Genomic DNA, 21,968 nt, shown 5'->3' with positions numbered 1-21,968 from the left:
GCGTTGTTCTGAAGGGCAGGCTCAAAACGGAAGGCTGCATGGCGCTGCGGTTTACCGAGCCGCCTCCACCTTTACCCGCGCGTTGGGCACCTCGCCAAACATCTCGGGGGCGTACATGGCCTCCACCCGGCTGGGCGGCAAGGCAAAGTCGCCCACGTTGTTCAGGCGCACGGTGTATTCCATCTTGACCGTGCCCTTGGGCAGGTATTCGTAGTAGCTGCGGAAGGCCTCGAAGCTGCGCTCCTCGAACGCGGGCCAGCCCGCGCCGCTGCGGGCCTTTTCGCCCTGCGTGGCAATGGCCGAATCCCGGCCCAGGCCGCTGCCCAGGATGGTGGCACCGCCCGGAATCGGGTCGGTGATGGCCACCCAGGTCATGTCGGCGCTGGCGTTCACCTCCAGCGTCACACGCAGCACGTCGCCGCGCGTGTACTGGCCTGCGGGCAGCGACTTGTTGGCCTGCTCCACGGGTGTCACGGTCTTGGTGATGGCATATCCCGCAGCAAAGGGCGCCTTGAGCTGGATGGCAGCGACGGATTGCAGGGTGAGCCACGGCTTGCCGGGCCCTTGGTGGGTCACCGCCAGGTTCTCCTTGCCACCGGCCTTGCCCCAGGCCAGGAACATGTCGTTGTTCTTGAGGTTGCCGGGCGATGCGGGCGCGCCGAACCAGGTCGTCTGGTGCGCGGCGCCCGTGGCGTCACTGGCCTTCAAGCGTTCGACCTTGCTCCAGTCCACGCTGGCGGTGTTGCCAGACATCGCGGCTTTGGTGGTGCCCGAGACTGGCACGGCCTCGAACTTGGCGCTGAATTTTTCCAGCGCCAGCCCGCCCCACAGATTGGCGGTGGTGGTGTGCCAGGAGCCCGCCTGCTGGCGGCTGATGAAGCCGTTGGCGAGGCGGCCCATGTCGTCCTTCCAGGTGGGGTCATCCATCACGGCGAGCATCAGGCGCGCGGTGTTCACGTCGCCGTTTTGCATCAGCCACCACCAGTAGTCGTCCTGCTCGGTGCTGAAGATGAGCTTGGTGCCCTGGAACGACAGGCGCGCGCGCAGGATCTGCATGGCCTCGGCCAGGCGCTGGTCGCGCTGGGGCACATCGGCCACGCGCTTCAAGACGTTGACCCAGTCGATCACCGTGTGCGTGGGCCACTGGTTGGGCGCGATGGTGATGCTGCTGACCATGCGGCCCTGGGCCTTGCCGTAGCGCGACAGCGCTTCGAGCGCGGCCACCTTGCGCATGTCCAGGTCCTTGCGGGGGCTCCAGAAGCTGCGCTGGATGCGGCCTTCCACAAACGCGATCAGGCCACGCTCCATGGGCGCGCGGGCGGCATCGGGCAACGCAAACGCGGGGTTGATGCTGGCGGCCTCGTGCGTGGCGGCCAGCACATAGGCCGTCAGCGTGTCGCTGCCCCGGTTGCCATCGCCGTCGCGCGGCGGGAAGTAGTTGGCCAGGCCGTCGCTGTCGAGGTAGGTGGGCAGCTGCGCCACCACGGTCTGCCACAGCGCGCCGTCGCGCAGGCCCACGGCCTTGCTGGTCTTTTGCTCGAGGCAGGCAAAGGGGTAGCGGGCCCACCAGTCGCGCACGCCCGGCAGGCCTTCGGCCAATTTGGGCTGCAGCGACATCTTGAGGCCACCCCGGCCAGGGATGGCATCCGCAGGCGGGTTCACATCCAGGTTGAAGCTGCCATCCACCTGCACCAGCGTGGCCTGCTGCACCGTGAGTGGCACGGCCGGGATGATGCGCTGGCGGGCCTTGAGCGCATCGCGCGCGCCGCCCACCGTGTCCTTCGCCTCGATCTCCCACAGGATGGACTCGGCGCGGGTCTGCGCCAGCTGCGCAGGGGCCGTCACGTTCCAGGCGACTTCACGCGCTTCTTCGGGCGGGATGTCGATGGTCTGCGGCTTCAAGTCCAGCAGCGTGGCGCGCGGCGATACCTCCACCTTCATCGCCGTCTTGGTGGTGTTGCGCAGCGTGATCTGGGCGCGGAACTGGTCGTCCTCGCGCACCAGTGGCGGCAGGCCGCTGATGATCTGCAAGTCCTGCGTGGCGCGGATGCTGGTGCTGCCGGTGCCGAAGAGGCCGGTGGACGCATCGGCCACGGCCACGATCTTGAAGGTGGTGAGTGCGTCGTTCAGCGGCACCGTCACCTTGGCCTGGCCGTTGGCGTCGAGCTGGATGGAGGGCTCCCACAGCAGCAGCGTGTCGAGCAGCTCACGCGTCTGCGCGCGCCCCCCGCCACCGCCTGCAGGCACGGCCTTTTTGCCGTAGTGGCGGCGGCCGATGATTTCCATCTGCGCGGTCGATGTCTCCACGCCCCAGCTGCGCCGCTGCAGCATGGCTTCGAGCAGGTTCCAGCTGGTGTTGGGCATCAGCTCCAGCAGGGACTGGTCCACAGCGGCCAGGGCCACCTCGGCATTGGCAGCGGGCTTGCCGCCCGGCAGGGTCGCGGTGATGGTGACCTGGGCCTTGCCGCGCACGGCGTAGCTTTCCTTGTCCGTGGTCACCTTCACGTCGATCTGGTGGGCCGCTGTGCCCACGCGAATCTCGGCCATGCCCAGACGGAACGCGGGTTTGGACAAGTCCACCAGCGCCGTGGGCGCCTGGTACTCCTTGCCTTCGTACCAGAACGAGGTCCACCACTCGCGCGGCGCCTTGAAGCCCCAGGTGAAGAAGCTGTACCACGGCACCTCGCGCAGGCGGCCACGCAGGGCCAGCACGCTCACGTACACATTGGGGCCCCAGTCGGGCTGCACCTTCAGGCTCACCGTGGGGTCTTGCCCGTTGAGCTGCACCACCTGGGTGTCGATGATGCCTTCGCGCTCCACGGCCACCAGGGCCGTGGCAAAACGGAACGGCATGCGCACCTGGAATTTGGCGATCTCGCCGGGCTGGTAGCTTTTCTTTTCGGGCAGCAGGTCGATGCGGTCGTGGTCTTCACCGCCAAACCACAGCTCGCCCTGGCGCGTGACCCACACTGACGAGGCGGCCACGCTGGTGTTGCCGTCCTTGTCGGTGGCCGTCACCACCAGTTCCACCTCGCCGGGTTCGTCGAGCTTGGATTCGCACAGCAGCAGGCCGCGTGCATCGCTCTTGCCGCTGCACAGCGTGCCCAGGTCTTTGGTTTCGGTCTGGTTGTCGTAGCTGTAGAAGCCGCCCACCATGCGCTTGCGCGTGCTGGTGGTGATGCGGGCAATGGCCTGCACCTGCAGCGAGGTGTCGGCGGCGGGTTTGCCGTTGTGCTGCAAGGCCAGCGCCTGGTAGCGGATCTTCTGTCGGGCAGACACCCAGCCCTCGGTCTTGATGCCCGCCACCACACCGGCGGGCCACAGCGCTTGCGTGCTGCGGATGGTCTGCACCTCGCCATTGGGGTCGGCGTAGGTGGCCTCGAGCAGCAGCTCCTGCGGCTGGCGGGCCTGGGGCACGTTGTCGATGGTGACCTTGCCCGCACCGTCCTTGTTCAGCGTGAGCGGCAGCTTGTCGGCAATCACGCGTGCATCCTGGCGGGCCGCAGCTTCTTCGTCGTCGCTGTTCGCACTTTCCTGCTCGCGCTTGCGGGGCGGCGTGAAGCGGAAGGCCTCGTAGTCGCTGTACTGCAGCGCCTTGCCGCGCACCATGGCCGACACGCGCACCGGCAGGTTGGCGGGTCCGCCGCCCGCCACGTAGTTGATCTGCACATCGGTGGGCACCGAGCGCACGCGCACCAGGGCCTTCTTCTCGACCGGGGTGATGCGCCCCTCCAGCACGGGCAGGCGGAACTCCTCCACCCGGAACTCGCCGGAGCCGAAGCTGCGTTCATCACCGGAATCCTTGCGCAGCTCCACCTGGTACACCCCCAGCTTGGCGGCGGGCGGGATGGCGAAGCTGTTCAGCGCACTGATGCCACCCGTGGCCGTGTCGCGCCAGGCGACGGGCTGGGTGAACTGCTGGCCACTGCCCACATGGGTGATGACCAGGGTTTCGGGCCGTTCCTTGGGCAGCGCAAAACCCTGGCGGGTTTCCGAGCGCAGCACGTGTTTCATCGACACGGTCTCGCCCGCGCGGAACAAGGTGCGGTCAAAAATGGTGTGGGCGCGTTCGCTGGGGCGCGGGTCGCTGCTGGTGGGCACGTTGAAGCGCCAGGGTTCGATGCCGCGCTGCCAGTCACTCCAGGTGAAAGCCATGTCCTCCACGCCGCCCTCGTCCTTGTGGCGCGCGCTCACGAAGTAGGCGTTGCCGCCGTCGCCGTAGTCACCGCCATCGCCGCAGCGGGTGGGGTCGGACGACAGGCCTTCGATGCGGGCCACGCCCTGGGCATCGGTCAGCGCGTTGGCCAGCTCATTGCCCTTGCAGTCGCTCACACGCACCGTGGCTCCCTGCACCGGCTGGCCCTTGTCCAGCGTGGTCACCCAGGCCAGGGCGTTTTCGCGGCCGAGCTTGAAATGCACGCCCAGGTTGGTCACCAGGGCCGAGGTACGCACGACCATCGTGCGGGCGTCCCCGTGGCGCTCATCCAGCAGCGAAGCGCCGAGCTTTTGCGAGGCGATCTCCACCACGTGGAAGCCGGGCGGCAGCGGAATACCCACCACCTCGAACGGGCGCGGGTCGTTGCTCGCTGGCTTGGGCAAGTCCAGCGTCTTCACGCCACCCTTGCCCGCCAGCAGCGAAAGCATGCGTGACTGCACATACTCCTTGTCTTCGTCGAGCACCTTGGGCAGCGGGCCGGTCACGTCGCGCCGCGCCTGCTTGCGATCCACCACGTAGCTGTCGTAGCGCTGCACCTTCTTGAACCACGCAATGATGTCGGCGTCGGTGCGCGGCTTGAGCGTGCTCACGGTGCCCGGCTGCAGGCCCTGCACGCGCAGGGCGGCTTCCACGTTGCGCAGTGTCACGGGCAACAGCGCTGGGGGGTTGTCAGAGCGCGGGCCTTCGGCAAAACGCTCGACGATGCCAAAAGGCGCGGCCGCAAACTTGGCCAGGGGCGGCATGCCGCCGGTGGCCACCTTGAGCGGGAAGTTGTCTGCGTTGCGCAGCGGGCGGCCCGAGGCGTCCTTGAAGTCCTTGGGCAACTCCAGTGTGAAGGCCGTGTTTTCGGCCAGGGGCGCAGCAAACTGCACGCTGTTGACCAGCGCATCGCCCTTTTGGCCCTCGATGCCGCCATCGGTCTGGGGCTTCAGGGTTTCCTTGGCGGACTTGAGGCGAATGGCGGTGGCCAGGCTGCGCGGCACCGGGGCGTTGAAGGACAGCTGCATCGGCCGGATGGGCAGGCACGCCGCCTGCGCGTTCTCGCGCTCGCAGCTGAACTCGGCCGCAAACGGCTCGCGCACCTTGAAGTCAAAGCGCTTCTCCACCGTGTTGGCCACGCCGCTGGGTGTGGCTACGCCCTTGCCAAACACGATCTGCATGCGCGAGCCCGAGGTGAACCGCCGGTTGCAGGCCAGTGTGGCGTATTGCAGGGGCTCTTTCGCCGCGCTTTTTTCCAGGCCCAGCGTCTTCAATATTTCGGCGCGCTGCGCGCCCTCAATCAGCCGCACCGGCACGCGCTCGCCCACGCCTTCCACCGTGCACCACACATTGGCCTGAACGCTGGCGGTGGTGGCGGGCCCGTTGAACTGCAGCACGAAGAACTGCTCTTCGTCGATGGCCTGGTAGGGGTTGGGGCGGATGGTCTGCACAAACGGGCCACCGCTATTGAACTGATAGCTTTTGGCGCCCGTCAGTTCAGCGCCAGAGGCCGATTTGAACCCGGGTTTGACCGTTGCGGTGCAGCGCACGCCGGGTGGAAGGTCACTTTCAAAGTCGAAAACCCACTCGCGCTCGCCTGTCCAGCGGCCCGTGCCCTTGGTGGCGCTGGCATCGCTGCAGCTCAGGTTGATGGGCGCGGGCGCCTTGGGGTCGCCGAAGTTGACGACCGCCGCATCGAACTTGGCCACCACTTGCCGCACCCGGGCCACTTCGCCCTGCGGTGAAAAACTGGTGATCTGCAGGGCGTGTGCGCCCATCGAAACCAAAGCCCCCGACAACAACACCAGGGCACGTTGCAAGACATTCATTTTTGACATCCCTCTATCCGACTCGACCGCGAGGGTAGCCGATATGCCGGGGACCGCCCCCTGCTGCAATGACACGGAAGGTAACAACTCGTTCGCAGCCCCCGCGCGCCAAGGCTGGCGGGCAGCGCGCACAAACCCCACCGGTATACTGCGCCGCAAAATAAAGCGGGAGAGAGGGAATCATGAAAAAGATCGTCTTGTTGGCGGCCCTGTGCGCGGGCGCCTGGTATTACTTTGTCGGTGGGCGCACATTGGACGAAAAAATGGTGCGCGCCTACTACGACCAGAGCGCGCACGCCCTCTACAAGCGAGACGCCGAGCTGATGTGCAAACAGCTCAGCAGCAAGGCCATCATCCAGGACGAGACGGTGATGAACGGCCAGACGCAGCGCAGCACACTCAACCACGACCAGCAGTGCGAGGCCTTCAAGGCCAGCATGCAGATGTTCGAGCAGATCGGTGACCGCATGGGCGGCATCCTGACGGTCGAGTTCGAATTCCACATCGACAGCATCGAGATCGAACCGGGCCGCAAAAGCGCCAAGGTCAAAGGCACCAGCCTCCTGAAGATGGGAGAAACCGTCATGCAGTTCAGCTCCACCTTCAACGAGCAACTCGTGCGCGAAATGGGGCAAATGAAGCTCCTGCGCTCCGACCAGCGCACCGTGGTGCGCATGGCGGGCGGGCGCGGGATGTCGCAGTCCGACTTCTTCTCCAAATAAGCCCGGGGCACCCCATGCAGCGCGAAACCGCAAAGACGCCCCGTCCGTTCTGGCACCAGATCAACACCTTTTTCGCGTTTCCGCTGCAACCCAAGCCGCTGATGTACAGCGTGCTGCTGGCGCTCTCCAGCTTGCTGTTCAAGCTGATCTTCTTTGTGCCCGACGCCCTGGGCATCCTGATCGTGGAGATCGGCATCCTGCTGGCCGCATCGCGCTACGGATTCAAAGTCACGGCCCTGGGCTCGCGCGGCATCTACAAGGCCGAAGACTACCCTTCCGAGCTGGACCCGGACTGGAAGAACCTTCCCTGGAAGCTGTTCGCCATCCTGATCGTGCAAGCCATGGCCGTGGGCTGGCTGCAGCGCCTGAACCCCCTGCTGGGCACGCTGGCCTGGCTGGCCATGTGTTTCCTGCTTCCCGCCACGCAGATCGTGCTGGTGCAGACCTGCAGCTTTACCGAAACCCTGAACCCCGCCAACGCCTGGAACGCCGTGCGCACCATTGGCTGGCCCTACCTGCTGCTGTGCCTGTTCCTCTTCCTGCTGAGCCAGGGCACCTTCATTGCGCTGGGCATGCTGGTGCCCATCTTCAAGGGCTGGATCCTGCTGCCCATCGTCAACTGGCTGCTGATCTATTTCAGCTGGGTCATGGCCAGCCTGCTGGGCTACGCGATGTACCAGAACCATGCAGCCTTTGGCATTGACCTGCTGCCCGGCGCAGGCCTGGACGACGACGGCACCCCTGTGGACCGCCGCAGCCCCCGCCAGATCGAGCAAGACGCCACCGACGCACACGTGGCCGCGCTGATCACCGCGGGCGACATGGTCGGCGCCCTGGGCGTAGCCTACGAAGACCAGCGCACCCGCAGCGACGAAGTGCCCGCACAGCGCCGCTACCACCGTGTGCTGACGCTGGCCGAAGGCAAAACCGCCACCCTGCTGGACCATGCCCAGCGCTACATCCCGCTGCTGCTGCGCTCGGGCCAGGGCGGCGAAGCGCTCAAGGTCTTTCAAACCTGCCGGACCAAGGACGCCCAGTTTGCGCTGCAGGACGCCAACGCCACCCTCAACCTGGCCAAAGCCGCCTGGAATGCCAACAACGCCAAAGACGCGCTGGCCCTGCTGCAGGGCTTTGACCGCCGCTTCAAAAACCACGACAGCGTGCCCGCCGCCTATGAACTGGTGGCCCGCGTGCTGCTGCAGGGCATGAACCGCGCCGACATGGCCCTGCGCGTGCTGGCCACGCTGGAGTCCCGCCACCCGGACACCGAGGCCACGCGGGAAACGCGGTGGCTGCTGCGCAACCATGTGCCGCAGGGGGCAGCGGGGGTTTAAGGGTGCTATGGGGCTCTAGCGCTTATCTATAAAGCGTGAGCAGCTATGGTATTGATAGTGACTGCCGGATGTTCACTGAACCGGCCGGGCTTGTGCTCTGAACAGGCACGCCTCACAAACCAGCAAGCCATCCCGGCTTCGGCAAGCTCGGCCCGAACGGGCGGGGCACCTACCCGCGACCACTATAAAAATAGTAGCTGCTAGCGCTTTATACACAAGCGCTAGCGGCCTAAAACATCAAAAATCCAAGACCAAACATCACCCCGGCATCCGCAACCCCGAAGACACCGAAGGCACGTTCGACGGCCGATGCTGCGACCCCTGTGGCTGCTCCACCCGTACCAGATGCGCGTCTGCAACTCCACCGTTCAGCCCCACCTCCCCACTGGCCGGTGCATGGCCCGCGCCCGCCCCGGTGCCCCCCGCCTTGGCAAGGGCACCAGGGGCTGTCAAAAACAGATACAGCGCCTTCGCATCCACATCACTCAACTGCCCCAGCGACTCAAACGGCATCACCTGGATCGGCGTGCCATCCGGCCGCTTGCCAGTGCGCAGCATCGCCACAAAGCTGGCGGCATTGGGGTAGCGGGCCATGGCGCTGTTGGCGCCGGGGCGGATGTCGGCAGCGGCGGGCCAGTCCGGCGGGCCGCCCGGGATCTTGCCGCCCGACAGGTCTGCGCCGTGGCAGCCGATGCACATGTTGGCCACATACTGGCCATTGGCCACCGTCACACCCGCAGGCACGGGGCGCGATGGCGCCAGCTGGTGGTCGATGCGCGCGGCTGCGTCGGGGATGGCGCCCAGGCCGTACAGCACCCAGGCAGGGCGGGGCAGTTCCACCACGGCCTGCGTGCCCTCCTGCGGCTTGAACTGGCGTACGTAGGACACCAGGGCATTCAGGTCGTCGTTGGTAAAACGGTTGTAGTCCTCGCTCGGCATCACCAGCAGCGGGCGGCCATTGGGCTTGACGCCGTGGCGGATCACGCTGTTCCAGTCTTCGGGCTGGTAGCGGGCCACCGCGCCAGCGGGGGTGATGTTGGGGCCCACGATGCGCGTGCCCTTGCCGTCGTTCACAAACTCGCGGCCCGTGCCTTGCGCGCCGTGGCAGTCGGTGCAGCCGCGCGACGCATACAGGTACCGCCCGCGCTCAATGGTCTGCGCGTCGGTGGTGTAGGCCACGGGGCGCGGCTTGATGTCGATGTAGCGGTTGCGCTTTTGCTCGGCCAGGTATAGGCCGCTGGTGGCTGTGGCCACAACGACCACGCCCAGCAGCAGCGCGCCGCCTGCGGTCCATTTGATCCAGCGTTTCATGGTGGTATCCCTCTTCTTCGAATGAATGGCAACTGAACGAATCAGCGTGTTCAGGCGCCGGATTCTGGATTCGAAGAAGCGGTTTGTGACACCCTCCTGCCGCAGGGCGTGGCGCAGCCGGTGACATTTGTCACAAACGCGCCGCCAGTGTGGTGCGGCGCGCGTCAACGGCCCCGTTGCTCAGCGCTCGATGGTCTTGTTCCAGCGCGTGTTCCAGGCCGGGCGGTTGGCGTTGACGCTGTCCCAGTCCAGGGTCACGGCGTTTTTCATCCACTGGTTGATCTTGGCCACCTGCTCGGCGCCTTCACCCACGGCCGGGGCCTTGGGGTTGGTGGGGATCTGCGCGCCAAACTGCAGCACATTGGCCTGGGCCAGGGGGCTCAGCAGAAATTCGGCCAGTTTTTGCGCCAGTTCGGGCTCGCTGTTCTTGGCGATCACGCACTGGCCTGTCATCAGCACCACCGAGCCTTCCTTGGGCTGGGCGTATTCCACCGGAATGCCCTTGGATTTGAGCGCAGCCACGGCCGTGGGCGTGAGCGGGAAGATCGCAGCCTCGCCCGTTTGCACCATCTCCGAAATCTTGGCCGAGCTGGGGATGTACTCCAGCACGTTCGGGCCGATGGTCTTGGCCCAGTTGGCAAAGCCGGGTTCCACGTACTTGTCGTTGCCGCCCTGGATGCGGTTGAACATCAAGAAGCCGTGCAGCCCGAACGATGAGGAGGGCATGGACTGGAACACTACCTTGCCCTTGTACTTGGGGTCGGCAAAGTCCATCCACGAGGTGGGCGCGGCCCAGCCCTTTTCGGCAAACATCTTGGTGTTGTAGGCGATGCCCGTCATACCCACGCTGACTCCGCTGGCCAGGTCGTCCTTGAAGCGCGCGGCGGGGTAGATGTCGTTCAGATGCTGGTTGGGCTTTTGCTTTTCGCACAGGCCCATGCCCATGGCGCGCACCATGATGCCGTCGTCCAGAAACATCACGTGCATCTGGGGCTTGTCCTTGTTGGCCTGGGCCTTGGCCAGGATGTCCGAGGACGTGCCGGGCACCACCACCACTTTCACACCATGCAGCTTTTCAAACGCCGGGAACACGTACTGCGTGTACGCCTTCTCCATGGTGCCGCCGTTCATGCCGATGTACAGCGTCTTGGTCTGCGCGGTGGCGGTGCCTGTGGCGGCCACGGCGGTCAGTGCAGCGGCAGTCACAAGGGCGCGGCGGGTGCGGCTGGCAAAGCGGGGGGAGAAGGTCATGGTGGTTTCCTTTCTGGTGGGGAGGGGAGTTTTGTCGGTGGCAAACGGGGTCAGTGGGCAGCGGCAGTGCTGGCCACGTCAGCCACCGTCGTTGGGAGAAATCGCTCAATTGCAAAGGCATCAATCGGCGTGGTGCTGCGGCCATCGCGTGCCAGCTCTGCCAGCACCTCGCCCACACCGGGGCCGATCTGAAAGCCCGCACCCGCAAAGCCAAAGCCATGGATCAGGCCGGGCGTGGTGTGGCTCTTGCCAAGCACCGGCTGGCGGTCAGGCAGATAGCCTTCGGTGCCGCTCCAGGTGCGAATGAAATGCGCATTCTTGAGGGCGGGCAACAGCTCTACGGCCTGCACTGCCAAGGTAGCGATGGCGCCGCGCTCGGAGCGGGCGCGGTCGGCATCCAGCGCCACACCTGCGCCACCACCCAGAACGAGATTGCCACGCGCCACCTGTCGGCAGTAGATGCCGCCGCCTTCCACACCCAGGCTCCAGTGCATGAAGAAGGGCAGGGGCTCGGTCACCGCCATGGCGGGGTGGCCGGAGTGAATGGGCACGGCCTCGCCAAACTGCGCGGCCAGCGCACCGGCCCAGGCTCCTGCGCAATTGATGAGCACGGGTGCACGCACCGCCACGGTGGTGCCCGAGCGCACGGTGAACAGCTGCCCGTCGTGCTCCACCGAGGTCATTGGAGTGCGCTCCAGAATCTGCGCGCCCGCGCGCTTGGCCGCCAGCGCAAACGCGGGCGACACCAGGCGCGGGTTGGCTTGGCCGTCGTCGGGGCACAGCGACCCACCCACGGCGCGCCCGCCCAGCCATGGGCAGCGCTCGCGCAGCGTGGTGCCCGAGATGAGTTGAATGCCCAGGTCGAAGTCTCTGCTCAGGTTGGCGTAGCCTTCCAGCGCGGCCATGTCCGCCTCGCTGCGGCCAATCTTGAAGTGCCCGCTGCGCTGGTATTCGCCATCGGTGCCAATCAGCGCGGGCAGGTCGGCCCACACCTGGTGGGCGCGCTGCGCCAGCGGCAGCTGGCTCACCGGGCGGCCCTGGCGGCGCACGCCGCCATAGTTCACGCCACTGGAGCGCGAGCCGCACAGGTCACGTTCCAGCAGCACCACGGCCACGCCTTTGCGGCGCAGTGCCAGCGCGGCCGATGCGCCCATGATGCCGCCGCCCACAATGGCAACGTCGGTGTCGATCGTTGGGGTGGCGGTCATGCGCGGGCCTCCGCCTGGCGTTGCAGGTGGATGGGAATCGGCTTGATCGGCGCCTGTCCGCGCAGCCGTCCTACCGTGTCAATCGGCTTGCCTGTGGCGTGGGCCAGAATTTCTGCAGCGGCCACACCGCACATGCGGCCTTGGCAGCGGCCCATGCCCACGCGGGTCAGGGCTTTAAGACGGTTCATCTCGTCTGCGCCCGCATCGCGGGCACAGGCGCGCAGCTCGCCGGCCGTGATGTTCTCGCAGCGGCACACCACCAGCGCGTCGGGGGCGTGCGTTGCCCAGTCTGAAGGGAAGGGGAAGGCGCGCTCCAGCCCTTGGCGGAAGGGCATCAAGTCCGCGAGCTTGCGTTCCAGCTCTGCAGCGCGTGCGGTATCCACCTTCACGCCATGGTCTGCCAGCAGCGCCAGCGCAGCGCGCTCACCCGCCCATTCGGCCGCATCGGCGCCCATGATGCCCGCGCCATCCCCCGCCAGGTACACGCCTGCCACGCTGGTGCGCCCTGCGCTGTCGCGCTCGGGCAGGTGGGCGCGGTGCATGGGCGCCCAGGCAAAGCGGCAGCCCAGCAGGTCTGCCAGTTGGGTTTCGGACCGCAGTGCGTAGCCAAAGCCAACGGCATCGCAGGGCACGGTGTGCTCGGCCTGGCCGTCACTCCACACCACGGCATTCACCCGCGTTTCGCCCTCCACGCGCAAAGGCCGCACGCCGGTGTGCACCGCTACGCCATGCGCGCGCAGCCAGCCCACGTAGTACATCCCTTTGGCCAGCACGGCAGGCTGGGTGAGCATGCCGGGCAGGGCGGCCAGTTGGTCGGCAAAGCGGGCGGTGTCCAGCACCGCCGCGACCTTGGTGCCCGCCTTGGCATATTGGTACGCCACCAGGTACAGCAGCGGCCCGGTGCCCATCAGCACCACGTTGCGGCCGATGGTGCAGCCCTGAAACTTCAGCGCCACTTGTGCTCCACCCAGCGTGTACACCCCTGGAAGTGTCCAGCCCGGCACGGGCAGCACGCGGTCGGTGGCGCCGCTGGCCACGATAAGCTGGCCGTAGGGCACCGTGCGCGTGGTCTGCGTGGGGCCATGCAGCACATCGAGCATGCCGCCTTGGGCGTTCCACACCAGGCTGTCGGGTTGGTAGTCGATGTGCGCGCGCAGCCCATCAAAGGTGCTGTGCAGCGCCGTGGCGCGTGATGCTTCGGTTCCGTACAGTGTTTGCGGGCTGCGGGCAAAGTGGGTAGGCGGGCGACGGTAGATTTGTCCGCCACCCCGTGCGGCCTCGTCTATCACCGTGGGCCGCACGCCATGCGCCACCAGGGTTTGCGCCGCACGGATGCCCGCAGGGCCTGCGCCCACGATCACGGGTTGCAAGGTGGGGGCGGTCATGCGGCCCCTCCGGTAGTCAGCTGCATGCCCGCCTGGATGAAGGTGGCGCAAGACCGTAGGCGTTCGCCGGTAGCCGTCATCACCCAGCAGTCCTGGCACGCGCCCATCAGGCAAAAGCCTGCGCGCGGCTCGTGGCTGAACTCGTTGCGGCGCAGTTGGGCGCGGTGGGTGAGGATGGCGGTCAGCACCGTGTCGCCTTCGAGCGCAGCGGCGGGTTCGCCATCGAGCACGAAGGGCACGGGTGTGCGGTCTTTTTCGGCCACGCGGTGGAGCAGAGGTTGGCTGGAACTCATGGTTGCGGTGCTCATTTATTTCCGGCCGACCAGAACGCGATCGAGTCCATACACCCGGTCGAGAATCACCATCGCGCAGGCCGTCAGGGCCACCATCAGTGCCGACACCGCAGCCATCAGCGGGTCAATCGACTCGGTGGCGTACATGTACATGCGCACCGGCAGCGTCACCGTGCTGGGCGAGGTGACAAAGATCGACATCGTCACTTCGTCAAAGCTGTTGATGAAGGCCAGCAACCAGCCGCCCGTCACGCCGGGCAAAATCATCGGCAGCGTGATGCGTGTGAACACCGTGGCCTGGCTGGCACCCAGCGACAGCGCGGCATGCTCGGCACTGCGGTCAAACCCCACCAGCGCGGCCACCACCAGCCGCAGCGTGTAGGGCGTAACGATGAGCGCATGCGCAAACACCAGCCAGCCAAAGCTGCCCGTGCCCCCCAGCAGCGCAAACAGGCGCAGCAGGGCCACACCCAGCACCAGGTGCGGAATGATCAGCGGCGACAGGAACAGGCCGTTGAGAAAGCCGCGCCCCGCAAACTCGTAGCGTGTGATGGCAATGCCCGCCGGCACGGCCAGCACCGTGGCCAGCGTGGCCGATGCCAGCGCCAGCCACAGGCTGTTCCAGAACGACTGCACAAAGTCCGAATGCGCGAACACTGCCTTGAACCAGCGCAGCGAGAACTCAGTGGTGGGCAGCGTCAGCGTGTTGTGCGGCGTGAACGCCACGATGCACACCACCAGCAGCGGGGCGAGCATGAAGGTGATGACCAGCGCGTTGAACGCGAGGGCCAAAGGTCCGTTCTTCTGCATAACTTCAGCCCAACGCTTTCTTGTACCGGCCCTCAACCAGCCGGTTGTAGCTCAGCATCACCACCAGGTTGGCCACCAGCAGCGTCAGCGCAATCGCTGCGCCCAGGGGCCAGTTCAGCTCGTGCAGGTATTCGTCGTACACCACCGTGGCCACCATCTTCAGCCGCCGCCCGCCCAGCAGGCCGGGGATGGCAAACGAGCTGGCCGCGAGGCCGAACACGATGAGGCTGCCGGACAAGATGCCAGGCAGCACCTGCGGCAACACAATGCGCCGCAGCGTGGTGAAGGGCGAGGCCTGCAGCGACAGCGCCGCGTTTTCCACACCGGGGTCCAGCTTCTGCAGCGAGGTCCACACGGGGATCACCATGAAGGGCAGCATCACATGCACCAGGGCGATGACCACCGCGATCTCGGTGTAGAGCATCTTCACCGGCCCGATGCCAACGAGTTGCAGCGCGCCATTCACCAGCCCCTCGGGGCCCAGCAGCATGCTCCAGCCGAAAGCTCGCACCACCACCGACACCAGCAGCGGCGCGAGCACCACCAGCAGTAAGATGGAGCGCCACGGGTTGCCCATGCGGCTCAGGATGTAGGCCTCGGGTGCGCCAATGGCCACGCAGATCAGCGTGACCAGCCCCGCAATCCAGAACGTGCGCCAGAAGATCGTGTGGTAGTACGAATCGGTGAACACATGGGCGTAGTGCTCCAGCGTGAACTCGCCTGCCTTCACCCCTGTGGCCGGGTCGAACGCGTTGAACGACAGCACGGCCGTGAGTGCCAGCGGCACCAGCAGCAGTACCGTGAACAGCAGCAGCGCCGGGCCGGACAACCACCAGGGCACGGCCTTTTTGTGCAGCAAGGTGGTGGCCAGGCTCATGGCGCCACCTCGGCGGCGTCTTCGGCCTCCAGCTCGGCCATGGCGGTTTCATCGGCGGGCAGCAGGCGCATGCAGTGGTCGGGCCAGTCCACGCCCGTGCGCTCGCCCTCGGCCAGCGCAGCGCGGCCGTCGTTGGGCACCAGCACCATCAGGTCGCCCACGGGGGTGCCCACACGGTACAGCCACTGGCTGCCCAGGAAGAACCGCTCGCACACCTGACCATCCATCCGGCCCTGCACGGCGGGCACCAGTTGCACTTTTTCAGGCCGCACGCTCAGCAGCACGGCGGCGCCGGGGCGGTAGCGGGCACCGTCCACCGCCATCGTGAGGGCGCCCACCTTCACCTGCGTGTGTGTGCCGCTCGCATGGGCGACTTGGCCCGGTAGCAGGTTGGCCTTGCCCACAAAGGTGGAGATGAAGCGCGTGCGCGGGTGCTCGTACACGCGGTGCGGGTGGTCGATCTGCGTGGCGCGGCCGGCTTCCATCACCACCACACGGTCGCTGATGGACATGGCTTCGCTCTGGTCGTGCGTGACCATGATGGTGGTGGTGCCCACCTTGCGCTGAATCTGCCGCAGCTCAAACTGCATCTCCTCACGCAGCTTGGCGTCGAGGTTGGATAAGGGCTCGTCCAGCAGCAGCACGGGCGGCTCGATCACCAGCGCACGGGCCAGCGCCACCCGCTGGCGCTGGCCGCCGGACAGCTCGCGCGGGTAGCGCGTGGCATGCTTTTCCAGGTGCACCAGGGCCAGCGCCTGGGCCACCCTCTCGGCGCGCTCGGCCTTGGGCACCTTGCGCATCTCCAGCCCAAAGCTCACGTTGGCCGCCACCGTCATGTGCGGGAAGAGCGCATAGCTCTGGAACACGATGCCCAGCCCGCGCGTGTTGGCCTTGGCGTGGGTGATGTCCTTGCCATCGAGTTCGATGCGCCCGCTGGTCACCGCTTCAAACCCCGCCACCATCTGCAGCGTGGTCGTCTTGCCGCAGCCCGACGGGCCCAGCAACGACACAAATTCACCCTTTTGCACCGTGAGGTTCATGGACTGCACCGCGCAGGTGCTGCCATAGAACTTGGTCACATCCGTGAGCTTGAGAAACGACATGGCGAAAGCCTTTCCGGTGGTGGCATCGCACGGTTTGCCTGGGGGCCGTGCGTGCCACCTGCTGTGGAGTTGCATGGATGGGCTGCGGGCCTTCGGTGTGCTTGCACCGGGGTGGTGCAAGTGCCGCACAAAGGCTGGAACAGCCGCTCGATTCAATTGAATCTATTGCAATAAACAAACCAGAATGCTTCGGGTATTCCATTAAACAGAATTTTTATTGAATTTATTCCGTTCAATGAAATATGATGCCTTCAGTTTGATCAACGAATTCCACAGGAGCGAGGTATGGAAGCCGCATCCACCGCCACCGGCGGCGTACCCCGGGTGTTTGCCGTCATCCGGGCCCTGTCGGCCGTGCAGGCCGAGGGCGGGCGAGTCACCCAATTGGCGCGTGCCGTGGGCCTGACGCAAGGCACCACGCACCGTTTGCTGCAATCGCTGGTGGCAGAGGGCATGGTCGAGCAGGACGAGCGCAGCAAGCTCTACCGCCTGAGCATGGACTTCTTCGCCCTGGCCGCCAAAGCGGGCAACCCCGGCGACCTGCGCAGCCTGTGCCGCCCCGCGCTGCTGCGCCTGTGCGCCAGCCTGGGCGACAGCATCTTTCTCTTGGTCCGCAGCGGGTTCGATGCCGTGTGCCTGGACCGCAGCGAAGGCCCGTTCCCCATCCGGTCCTTTACCGGCGACATCGGCGGCCGCGTGGCCCTGGGCGTGGGGCAGGGTGCGCTGGCCATCCTGGCCTTCTTGCCCGAGGCCGAGCGCGAAGAGGTCATCCGCTTCAACCTCTCCCGCGTGCGCGAGTACGGCGTGTTTGACGAGGTCTATCTGCGCACCGAGATCGAGCGCGTGCGCCAGCTGGGCTACGCCGGCCGCAACACCGGCTTGCTCGAAGGCATGGCTGGTGTGGCTGTGCCTATCCTGGACCGTGAGGGCCGTGCAGTGGCGGCGCTGAGCGTGGGCACTATCTCTGCGCGACTGAACGACGACCGACTTCCCACGGTGGTGGAGTTGCTCAAGCGCGAGGCGGCTGCGATCGGGCCGAAGATCAATCCGTTTGATGCGACGTTGAGGCGGCCTGCGCAAAGTCTGTCAGGCGGGAGTGGAGAACGGCAGATCAACCCTGTCGGGATGGCAACCTCCACGCAAAGGGATTGATCGAAAGTGGCGCCCAGGGACGCTGTTTTGAGTCGGTCGCCGATCTCACAAACAGTCCAAAAACAGCTGTTCCAAAGAACGTGTACAGATTGCGTGGTCCTTCCTCCAATCGACAGGTAACCCGCGCCCTTGGCGTCAACCACGTGTCCGCGCGAGAAACGCTTTCAATTCACGACCCACAAGGTCTGTCGCCTCCAGCGCGAGCCAATGTCCATAGCCCGGATATCGGTGTACTACCTGCGCGCCGAAGCGATCCGCGAACGTGGGGGCGATGTAGGGATCGTCATCGCTCCACAACACCTGAGAGGGAATGCGAGACGCAAGATCGCACAACTGCGTGTCCCACCCTCGGAAGTGAGAGAGTTCGCTAGCGCGAAAGAAGCGCAGCGCCATTTTCTTCATCGCGGGGGTGATCCGGTCGTAGATCTGATCGATTTGCGCGGTGGAGAGCCGGCTGGCGCCTTTCTTCATCTCGCGCGTGAAGGCCCGGCGGCTTGTCAGGCGCTGGGCCAGTTCACCGACGAAGGGCGTGCGCCAGATCTTGTGTAGCGTTGTCCATTGATAGTCCGGCGAGAACGCCGTGTTGAAGATGGTGAGCGACCTGACCTTTTCAGGCCACTTGACGGCCCACGCCAAGCCAAATTGGCCGCCAATGTCATGGACCACCAGATGAAGCGGCTCCGTCAGCCCCGCTTGCAAGAGCAGACCATCAACGAACCCTGCCAAGTGCTCCAGCGAGCAGTTGAAGTGCGGCGCAGCGATGGATCGTCCGTAGCCTGGCAGATCAGGTGCAAGGCACCGGTGCTCCGACTGGATGTGTTCGATGAGGCCGCTCCACACTTCAGAGGTGTCTGGGTTGCCGTGCAGAAATAACACGGGGGGCCCCATGCCCTTGTCCACCAGGTGCACCTGGCTTCCTTCGACATTCAACATTCCGGCTCCTTATGGGTGGTCAGCACTGGCGCCAGCAACGAGAAAGCGCAGCATGTTCTCAAGAACATGTTCAAAGGCCGGGTCGGAATCGAGTTTTCCGGCCAACTGCAGCGAAACGGCTCCGTGGATGGCGCTCCAGAAAATCCGCCCCAGAAGGCGCGAGTCTCCGGCCAGGAAGCCGCCTTTCACCAGAAGCTCCATGGGCGCAGTCATGATTTGTTCGGCACGCAGGGCGGCGCGCGCAAGGTCCGGAAATCCCGCCACGTCAGGGTGCGGAAGATCGAACATCAGCTTGTAGGCCCTGGGGTTTTCAAACGCGAAGCGAAGGTATGCCTGCCGCACAGCGGCTGAACGCTCCCAGGCGCCCGCCTCTGTGGCAAAGGCAAGCTCCAGGGATTCTGAAAAGCGGTCGAGTGCGGCGGCCGTGACAGCGGCAAGGATTTCGTTCTTGTCGCGAAAGTACCTGTAGGGCGTCATCGCGCTGCAGCCCAATTCCTGCGCAAGCTGCCGCACGGAGACCCCCTCGACGCCGTGATCGGCAAATGCACGCTCGGCCACTGAAAGTAGCCGGAGGCGAAAGTCCTGAACCTCTGCTTCTGTCAACGCCTTCGGCATCGCATCTCTATGTAATTTACGATGTAAATGTACAATGTAAATTACTTTGATGCAATAAGAACTCAAGCTCCGAGGCGGCGGCTATTGGGCGGAAGATCAATCCGTTTGATGCGACGTTGAGAAGGCCTGCGCAGGGCTTGGCGGGCTAGTCGCCATGGCAGCGGGTTTCGCCCGGCACAGACCGCGTTGCAGGATTCCGGCAACTCGACTGAAGCGTGACCCATCGCGTTGCGCAGTGCTGTGCTGTGCTGTGCGAGCGGGTGGTGGCTCAGCCCGCAACACCCGCCACCCATTCGCGCGAGTCCTGTGGCCTGAAAAGCACGGCTTGCCAATGCGGTTGTGGCTTGCGCAGATGCGCCGCTATAGTCCGCGCTCTTCCGCGTCTGCGCCGCATTGCCAACAATGGCGCACACCGCAGAGCACTCAACATCTTCGTAAACGAACACACAACACCATGGGTCTTCTTCAACAAGCCACCCCCGAATACCTCGAACAATGCCGCGCCGCACAGGGCGCCGAGCAAGCGCAATCCCTTGCCAGCACCAACAACTGGGCGCACGTTGACAAGGCCCAGGCGCATGCCGATTTCGATGCGTTCTACAAAGAACTGGCCCCGCTGATCGACGCGAACGAGCCTGCGTCCCGCACCATCCAGGCACTGATGGCCCAGCACTACGCCATCGCATCGCGCTTTTACGCGCCGTCGGGCGACGCGTATGTGGGCACCGCGCTGTTCTATGAAGACAACGCGGACATGAAGGCGTTTCACAACGCGTACCACCCGCGGATGGTGGAGTTTTTGGGGGATGCGGTGTACGCGTATGCGCAGCAGAGCCTGAAGTAGCACGAGAGACTGCGGGCCGAATCGAGCGTGCGACAGCCGGCGTAACGGGACACGACATGGGCTTGCTCCAAGGCGTTGACGGCGTGGCCGAGCCCAGCTGCAACCACGAAGGCCGTACCGTGGCGGCGCTGAGAGTGGGGGCGATTGCTGACCGCCTGAATCGGCAACGCCGATAGCGCACTGCCACCTCGGCCACCGTCGGGCATTCGGCGCTGTCTTGGCCGGTATGGTGTGGCCCGCTGGCCCAGTTCTCTGGGATGAGGTTTGCACAGACGTCCTGTAGGCTGGGGTCCGCTAGCCCACAGCCCGCCAGTCGTAGCTAGACCAGGCCGCTCTCAAAGTCTGCGCCCACCAAATTCTCGCGACTATGAATCCAAACACCGCGAAGCCGCCTCTTAGTCCCTGGGGCTATTCCCGTGACTCTGGGTTCAATCATGTCGAGCTATCAACAACCTCAAGATCTTCAGTACGCGCAAAAACTCGTACAGCTAGCATCCATTGAAGCCAAGGCGTTTCTCAACCTCAAAGCTGCTGCTGAGAGGCCAGATGGGAAAATTCCGCCGAAGTACCGTGAGCTCATTTCCGTGGCAGTGGCGATCACCACGCAATGCCCGTATTGCATTGAAGCTCACACCAAGAATGCAGTCAAAGCAGGTGTCACCGGTGAAGAGCTCGCCGAAGCCATCTTCATTGCTTCTGCTCTGCAGGCAGGTGCAGCTGTCGGGCACGGCCTGCTCGCACTTCGACTATTTGGCAATGCACAGAGCAACTGAAGCGGCCCAACCCTGCCATCGAGAAGACACCACCCGGGGTGCCGGGCTTCGCCTCGCATTTCAACGTTGACGGCAGGTTCTGCAGCGTCGACATCAATAGAATTTTTTGGCGATGCTGATGAGCACATCCGGCTGTTCAGTCTATACCGGTTGAAGCGCGCTTCCGGCCACCGTCAATGGCCGCGCCAGTGTCGAGACAATCCCTGCACCTTGGCCCATCGGCCGTTGCTTTGTGCCCGAACCACGCCACCGATACAGTGGCTAATGGCGCTCTAATTTTTATAGCTTCTAGCGCTTTGCCCCTAAGCGCTAGCGCCATTTTTCCCCCATGTTTCCCATTTCAGCCTCGGGGCGCAGGGTTAAGTAGGGCGTTGGCCCCCGCACTCCCCCACCACCCAATCCCTGAATGCCTTCACCAACGGCGTCTGCGCCCGCGCCTCGGGGTACACGAGGTAATACGCATCGGTGCTCGTCAGCACCTGGTCCGACAGCTCCACCAAACTCCCGACCGCCAACTCTTGCTCAATCAAAAAGCGCGGCAGCAGCGCCGCCCCCAGGTGGGACACCGCAGCCTGCGCAATCATGGCGAAGTGTTCGGACTGCGGGCCGCGCAGGGCCAGGGCCGTGGGCACGCCCACCAGCTCAAACCATTCGGCCCACTGGGTAGGGCGGGTGCTTTGCTGCAGCAGCACCACGCGGGTCAAATCCTGCGGGGTGTGGATGCCGTGGCGGTCGCGGTAGGTGGGGCTGCACACGGGCACGGTTTCTTCGTGCATCAGGTATTCGCACACGGCGCCTGCCCAGTGCGGGGTGCCGAAGTGGATGGCAGCGTCGAACGGCGTGCCCGCAAAGTCAAACGGCTCGGTGCGGGCCGAGAAGTTGACCATGGCCTCGGGGTGCAGCGCCATGAAGCCGCCCAGGCGCGGGATGAGCCATCGGGTGCCCAGCGTGGGCAGCACGGCCAGGTTGAGCAGGCCGTCGGTGCTGGAGAACGCCATGGCTTTTTGCGTGCTGGCTGACAGCTGCTGCAGCACGTTTTGCACGTCGGCCGCGTAGACCCGGCCCGCGTCGGTCAGCACCACGCGCTGGCGCACGCGGTGAAAGAGGGCGGTGCCGATTTGCTCTTCCAACTGGCGGATCTGGCGCGACACGGCACTTTGGGTGAGGTGCAGCTCTTCGGCCGCGCGCGACACGCTCTGGTGACGGGCGGCGGCCTCGAAGGCCAGAAGGTCGGCGGTAGAGGGCAGGAAGGTTCGGCGCAGCAGGGTCATACTAGGTCATGCGTTGGGGGAATGATGGGTGACGCCAAAAATTGAGCCTTTTGAGCCCCTGT

Annotated in this window: 17 protein-coding genes; 5 read left to right on the top strand and 12 right to left on the bottom strand. The window is 65.1% G+C overall.

All coding sequences use genetic code 11. From position 1 onward, the window contains the following. Positions 1-51 precede the first annotated feature (51 nt). On the bottom strand, positions 52-6,024 hold the full coding sequence (locus AC2YJX_RS13005) for an alpha-2-macroglobulin family protein (RefSeq protein WP_487256260.1): 5,973 nt from the start codon (positions 6,022-6,024) through the stop codon (positions 52-54). A gap of 182 nt (positions 6,025-6,206) precedes the next feature. Between AC2YJX_RS13005 and AC2YJX_RS13000 the strand changes: the two genes are divergently transcribed. Together AC2YJX_RS13000 and AC2YJX_RS12995 are read left to right on the top strand one after the other, a co-directional pair. Beyond that, positions 6,207-6,746, top strand: a complete 540-nt coding sequence (locus tag AC2YJX_RS13000) for a hypothetical protein (RefSeq protein WP_055400622.1) — start codon at positions 6,207-6,209, stop codon at positions 6,744-6,746. A gap of 14 nt (positions 6,747-6,760) precedes the next feature. Next, the gene (locus tag AC2YJX_RS12995) at positions 6,761-8,080 is read left to right on the top strand and encodes a tetratricopeptide repeat protein (RefSeq protein WP_487256259.1); all 1,320 of its coding nucleotides are present in this window, start codon (positions 6,761-6,763) and stop codon (positions 8,078-8,080) included. A 258-nt stretch (positions 8,081-8,338) separates the two neighbouring features. Here the strand turns inward: AC2YJX_RS12995 and AC2YJX_RS12990 are convergent, their stop codons facing one another. The 8 genes from AC2YJX_RS12990 to AC2YJX_RS12955 form a co-directional block, all read right to left on the bottom strand. Next, positions 8,339-9,391, bottom strand: coding sequence for a c-type cytochrome (locus AC2YJX_RS12990; protein WP_487256258.1), 1,053 nt, complete (start codon positions 9,389-9,391; stop codon positions 8,339-8,341). Between the two features lie 180 nt (positions 9,392-9,571). Next, positions 9,572-10,642: an ABC transporter substrate-binding protein gene (locus tag AC2YJX_RS12985; RefSeq protein WP_487256257.1), complete on the bottom strand. Its 1,071-nt coding sequence runs from the start codon at positions 10,640-10,642 to the stop codon at positions 9,572-9,574. 50 nt (positions 10,643-10,692) lie between these two features. Then, entirely contained in the window at positions 10,693-11,850 is a 1,158-nt protein-coding gene (locus tag AC2YJX_RS12980) for an NAD(P)/FAD-dependent oxidoreductase (protein WP_487256256.1), read from the bottom strand. Then, a complete protein-coding gene (locus AC2YJX_RS12975) occupies positions 11,847-13,235 on the bottom strand; it encodes an FAD/NAD(P)-dependent oxidoreductase (RefSeq protein ID WP_487256255.1) in 1,389 nt (462 codons plus the stop codon). The genes AC2YJX_RS12980 and AC2YJX_RS12975 overlap by 4 nt, the downstream gene beginning before the upstream one ends. Next, positions 13,232-13,528 (bottom strand): (2Fe-2S)-binding protein, encoded by a 297-nt coding sequence (locus AC2YJX_RS12970; protein ID WP_228896682.1) that lies wholly within the window; start codon positions 13,526-13,528, stop codon positions 13,232-13,234. Before AC2YJX_RS12970 ends, AC2YJX_RS12975 begins: the two co-directional genes overlap by 4 nt. A gap of 15 nt (positions 13,529-13,543) precedes the next feature. Then, a complete protein-coding gene (locus AC2YJX_RS12965) occupies positions 13,544-14,338 on the bottom strand; it encodes an ABC transporter permease (RefSeq protein ID WP_121505723.1) in 795 nt (264 codons plus the stop codon). Positions 14,339-14,342: 4 nt separating this feature from the next. Then, a complete protein-coding gene (locus AC2YJX_RS12960; RefSeq protein WP_487256254.1) occupies positions 14,343-15,215 on the bottom strand; it encodes an ABC transporter permease in 873 nt (290 codons plus the stop codon). Next, the gene (locus tag AC2YJX_RS12955) at positions 15,212-16,318 is read right to left on the bottom strand and encodes an ABC transporter ATP-binding protein (RefSeq protein WP_055400640.1); all 1,107 of its coding nucleotides are present in this window, start codon (positions 16,316-16,318) and stop codon (positions 15,212-15,214) included. The genes AC2YJX_RS12960 and AC2YJX_RS12955 overlap by 4 nt, the downstream gene beginning before the upstream one ends. A 285-nt stretch (positions 16,319-16,603) precedes the next feature. Between AC2YJX_RS12955 and AC2YJX_RS12950 the strand changes: the two genes are divergently transcribed. Continuing rightward, a complete protein-coding gene (locus tag AC2YJX_RS12950) occupies positions 16,604-17,470 on the top strand; it encodes an IclR family transcriptional regulator (protein ID WP_288850903.1) in 867 nt (288 codons plus the stop codon). Positions 17,471-17,605: 135 nt separating this feature from the next. Here AC2YJX_RS12950 and AC2YJX_RS12945 read toward each other — a convergent pair whose 3' ends face one another. Both AC2YJX_RS12945 and AC2YJX_RS12940 read right to left on the bottom strand, forming a co-directional pair. Further along, the gene (locus AC2YJX_RS12945; RefSeq protein ID WP_288850904.1) at positions 17,606-18,403 is read right to left on the bottom strand and encodes an alpha/beta fold hydrolase; all 798 of its coding nucleotides are present in this window, start codon (positions 18,401-18,403) and stop codon (positions 17,606-17,608) included. A 9-nt stretch (positions 18,404-18,412) separates the two neighbouring features. Continuing rightward, positions 18,413-19,018 carry a TetR/AcrR family transcriptional regulator gene (locus AC2YJX_RS12940; protein ID WP_288850905.1) on the bottom strand — a complete coding sequence of 202 codons (606 nt, stop codon included), beginning with the start codon at positions 19,016-19,018 and terminating at the stop codon, positions 18,413-18,415. 454 nt (positions 19,019-19,472) lie between these two features. On the opposite strand from AC2YJX_RS12940, the gene AC2YJX_RS12935 reads away from it, so the two are divergent. Both AC2YJX_RS12935 and AC2YJX_RS12930 read left to right on the top strand, forming a co-directional pair. Then, positions 19,473-19,862, top strand: coding sequence for a TipAS antibiotic-recognition domain-containing protein (locus AC2YJX_RS12935; RefSeq protein ID WP_288850907.1), 390 nt, complete (start codon positions 19,473-19,475; stop codon positions 19,860-19,862). A 434-nt stretch (positions 19,863-20,296) separates the two neighbouring features. Next, positions 20,297-20,635: a carboxymuconolactone decarboxylase family protein gene (locus AC2YJX_RS12930; RefSeq protein WP_487256253.1), complete on the top strand. Its 339-nt coding sequence runs from the start codon at positions 20,297-20,299 to the stop codon at positions 20,633-20,635. Between the two features lie 359 nt (positions 20,636-20,994). On the opposite strand, the gene AC2YJX_RS12925 is transcribed toward AC2YJX_RS12930, so the two are convergent. Continuing rightward, positions 20,995-21,906: a LysR family transcriptional regulator gene (locus AC2YJX_RS12925; RefSeq protein ID WP_487256252.1), complete on the bottom strand. Its 912-nt coding sequence runs from the start codon at positions 21,904-21,906 to the stop codon at positions 20,995-20,997. Between the last annotated feature and the right edge of the window lie 62 nt (positions 21,907-21,968).

This window comes from Acidovorax sp. SRI_002, assembly GCF_057586455.1.
The sequence above is the reverse complement of the archived record's forward strand: the minus strand, read 5'-3'. Positions and strand labels throughout refer to the sequence as shown.

Bases quoted from the DNA above. Each gene is read 5' to 3' on its own strand.
- AC2YJX_RS13005 (WP_487256260.1), bottom strand. From the start codon at position 6,024: ATGAATGTCTTGCAACGTGCCCTGGTGTTGTTGTCGGGGGCTTTGGTT.
- AC2YJX_RS13000 (WP_055400622.1), top strand. From the start codon at position 6,207: ATGAAAAAGATCGTCTTGTTGGCGGCCCTGTGCGCGGGCGCCTGGTAT.
- AC2YJX_RS12995 (WP_487256259.1), top strand. From the start codon at position 6,761: ATGCAGCGCGAAACCGCAAAGACGCCCCGTCCGTTCTGGCACCAGATC.
- AC2YJX_RS12990 (WP_487256258.1), bottom strand. From the start codon at position 9,391: ATGAAACGCTGGATCAAATGGACCGCAGGCGGCGCGCTGCTGCTGGGC.
- AC2YJX_RS12985 (WP_487256257.1), bottom strand. From the start codon at position 10,642: ATGACCTTCTCCCCCCGCTTTGCCAGCCGCACCCGCCGCGCCCTTGTG.
- AC2YJX_RS12980 (WP_487256256.1), bottom strand. From the start codon at position 11,850: ATGACCGCCACCCCAACGATCGACACCGACGTTGCCATTGTGGGCGGC.
- AC2YJX_RS12975 (WP_487256255.1), bottom strand. From the start codon at position 13,235: ATGACCGCCCCCACCTTGCAACCCGTGATCGTGGGCGCAGGCCCTGCG.
- AC2YJX_RS12970 (WP_228896682.1), bottom strand. From the start codon at position 13,528: ATGAGTTCCAGCCAACCTCTGCTCCACCGCGTGGCCGAAAAAGACCGC.
- AC2YJX_RS12965 (WP_121505723.1), bottom strand. From the start codon at position 14,338: ATGCAGAAGAACGGACCTTTGGCCCTCGCGTTCAACGCGCTGGTCATC.
- AC2YJX_RS12960 (WP_487256254.1), bottom strand. From the start codon at position 15,215: ATGAGCCTGGCCACCACCTTGCTGCACAAAAAGGCCGTGCCCTGGTGG.
- AC2YJX_RS12955 (WP_055400640.1), bottom strand. From the start codon at position 16,318: ATGTCGTTTCTCAAGCTCACGGATGTGACCAAGTTCTATGGCAGCACC.
- AC2YJX_RS12950 (WP_288850903.1), top strand. From the start codon at position 16,604: ATGGAAGCCGCATCCACCGCCACCGGCGGCGTACCCCGGGTGTTTGCC.
- AC2YJX_RS12945 (WP_288850904.1), bottom strand. From the start codon at position 18,403: ATGTTGAATGTCGAAGGAAGCCAGGTGCACCTGGTGGACAAGGGCATG.
- AC2YJX_RS12940 (WP_288850905.1), bottom strand. From the start codon at position 19,018: ATGCCGAAGGCGTTGACAGAAGCAGAGGTTCAGGACTTTCGCCTCCGG.
- AC2YJX_RS12935 (WP_288850907.1), top strand. From the start codon at position 19,473: ATGGGTCTTCTTCAACAAGCCACCCCCGAATACCTCGAACAATGCCGC.
- AC2YJX_RS12930 (WP_487256253.1), top strand. From the start codon at position 20,297: ATGTCGAGCTATCAACAACCTCAAGATCTTCAGTACGCGCAAAAACTC.
- AC2YJX_RS12925 (WP_487256252.1), bottom strand. From the start codon at position 21,906: ATGACCCTGCTGCGCCGAACCTTCCTGCCCTCTACCGCCGACCTTCTG.